At 48.5% G+C, this 2627-nt stretch carries 3 protein-coding genes; 2 read left to right on the top strand and 1 reads right to left on the bottom strand.

The window, feature by feature from the left end; all coding sequences use genetic code 11:
* The first annotated feature begins 91 nt into the window (after positions 1–91).
* Both ACRCZA_RS15685 and ACRCZA_RS15680 read left to right on the top strand, forming a co-directional pair.
* Positions 92–1027 carry an ABC transporter ATP-binding protein gene (locus ACRCZA_RS15685; RefSeq protein WP_438675326.1) on the top strand — a complete coding sequence of 312 codons (936 nt, stop codon included), beginning with the start codon at positions 92–94 and terminating at the stop codon, positions 1025–1027.
* Positions 1024–1794 (top strand): ABC transporter permease, encoded by a 771-nt coding sequence (locus tag ACRCZA_RS15680; RefSeq protein ID WP_438675325.1) that lies wholly within the window; start codon positions 1024–1026, stop codon positions 1792–1794. Before ACRCZA_RS15685 ends, ACRCZA_RS15680 begins: the two co-directional genes overlap by 4 nt.
* Positions 1795–1867: 73 nt before the next feature.
* On the opposite strand, the gene ACRCZA_RS15675 is transcribed toward ACRCZA_RS15680, so the two are convergent.
* The coding region (locus ACRCZA_RS15675) for an Ig-like domain-containing protein (protein WP_438675324.1) at positions 1868–2627 on the bottom strand (760 nt) is incomplete at its 5' end.

Genomic DNA, 2627 nt, shown 5'->3' with positions numbered 1-2627 from the left:
AGCTTCGCGAGTCACGTTGTTTACGCTATTGTATTTGGTGTTTTTGCCACCATGTTATTAATCTCTTGCTATTAAAAGAACAGGAATCATTATGGCCAATCCCCCCGCTCTGGTGCTTGAAGGGCTTAAAAAAACCTATAAAGGCGGCGTCGAAGCCGTCAAAGGCATTAGCCTTAGGGTGCAACAAGGCGATTTTTTTGCGCTCCTTGGTCCCAATGGGGCGGGTAAGTCCACGACCATTGGGATTATCAGCTCACTCGTGCAAAAGAGCGAAGGGACGGTCAAAGTCTTTGATTATGATCTTGATCAACAGCTCGAAGAAGCCAAGCTCTGCATCGGTTTAGTGCCGCAGGAGTTTAATTTCAATCAGTTTGAAAGCGTATTGCAAATTGTCGTGAATCAAGCCGGGTATTATGGAGTGCCTAAACCCTTAGCCCTTGAGCGCGCTGAAAAATATTTACGCCAATTGGATTTATGGGAAAAACGCCATAGCCAGTCGCGGGAATTGTCCGGAGGGATGAAACGGCGGCTGATGATCGCACGCGCCTTAATGCATGAACCTAAGCTGCTGATTTTAGACGAACCCACCGCAGGCGTGGATATTGAACTGCGCCGTTCAATGTGGGAGTTTCTTAAACAAATCAATCAGCAGGGGGTGACGATTATTCTCACCACCCATTACCTTGAAGAGGCCGAAATGCTCTGCCGTAACATTGGGATTATCGATAAAGGCAGGCTGGTGGAGTGTACTAGCATGAAGGCGCTGCTCGGTAAGCTTAATATCGAGACCTTTATTCTCGATTTGCGCCGGGATCTTGCCAGCGCGCCTGTACTGAAGGAGATGACGTGCCGCTTAACCGATCCCCATACTTTAGAAGTCGATGTCGCTAAAGAGCACAATTTGAACGATGTGTTTAGCCAGTTGACGGCGGCCAAGGTTGAAGTGGTCTCGATGCGCAATAAATCGAATCGTTTAGAGGAACTCTTTGTGGAATTAGTGAAGAAAACCCCGGGAGCCAAGGTATGAAGCAGCTCTATTTCATTGCATTTAAAAGTATTTTAACCAAAGAAATAACGCGTTTTACGCGGATTTGGGTGCAAACCTTAGTGCCGCCTGCAATCACGATGACGTTGTATTTTTTGATTTTTGGTAACTTGGTTGGCAGTCGTATTGGGGAGATGGGCGGCGTGTCTTATATGGAGTTTATTGCTCCGGGGCTGATCATGATGTCGGTGATCACTAACTCCTACTCAAATGTGGCCAGCTCCTTTTATAGTGCCAAGTTCCAGCGAAATTTAGAGGAGCTTATCGTGGCGCCAGTGCCCCATTATGTGCTGATCGCCGGTTATGTTGGCGGTGGCGTCGCCCGAGGTTTGTGTGTTGGGCTGATTGTTACCTTAGTCGCCATGTTTTTTGTCGATATTCGGCTGCATCATGCGGGCTTAGTCGTTATCACCATTTTGTTAACGTCGATGCTGTTTTCATTAGGGGGGCTGATTAATGCGGTGTTTGCGAAAAGTTTCGATGATATCAGTATCATACCGACCTTCGTGCTCACGCCATTAACCTACCTTGGCGGGGTATTTTATGCGTTGTCACTGCTGCCTTCGTTCTGGCAAGGCGTGTCGGCGCTCAATCCCGTGGTGTATATGATTAACGTGTTCCGCTATGGCTTTTTAGGGTTTGCCGATATTAGCGTGCCACTTTCAATGGGCATTATGGTGGGCTTTTGTGCCGCACTCTGGGCCGTGGCGTATTATCTGATTTCCAGAGGGATCGGCCTGCGTTCATAATAGATAAGCTTGTTGGCTCAGCCAAAAACAAGGGAGTCACTGAGGACTCCCTTGTTGCACACTTTCAGAGTAATTACTTCATCCGACGACGCAGGGCCGCGAGGGGGAGTAATAAGGTTGTCAGCCAGCCTAGCGCGCCACCACCGGAGCTGCCGTTATCCGAGGATGTGGCTTTCACTGTGACTGAAGAGGTACCGATATTACTGTTATCAACTCCGTCAGAGGCGACAACGGTAAAGGTGTACACATTATTCCCCGCCGGTGCCGTAAAGCCGATTTTGTCGGTGCCATTGACAAAACTGACGTTGGGACCTGAGGTTTGCGTCCAGGTGTAAGTGAGTGTATCGCCATCGGTGTCTTTGCCATTAGCCAGCAATGCCACGAACGAGTTGGCCGTCGCATTGGCACTGGTCGGGGCGACTGTTGGCTTGTTGTTATTAATTAATACCGTCACTTTAGCGGGATGTGAGGTATTGCCCATGGTATCTAGCGCGACGACTTCGAGTTCCATGGTTTTACTTTTTTGATTAATAACGGCATTGTCACTTAGGCGAACGACCCCTGCTTTATCGATCACGACCATACTGCTGTTTGAGCTTAAAGTAATAAACTCCGAGAATGGGCTACTAATCATATCAGGATCGGTTGCGATTAATTGTCCTAGCACAGTGCCTGGCGCGGCCCCTTTATTGACTGACAATGTCACATCTGCCACCGTTGGGGCTGAGTTGCCTTCATCCGTGGTATTGGCAACGACAGACATAGAGCCTGAGTCAGATAACAACATGAAGCCGTTGGCATTATCACCCACTTGTGCTTCTAAAATCGCACTG

It is taken from the genome of Shewanella sp., from assembly GCF_051658185.1.
GTDB lineage: Bacteria > Pseudomonadota > Gammaproteobacteria > Enterobacterales > Shewanellaceae > Shewanella.
This window is presented reverse-complemented; position numbering and strand designations above follow the sequence as displayed.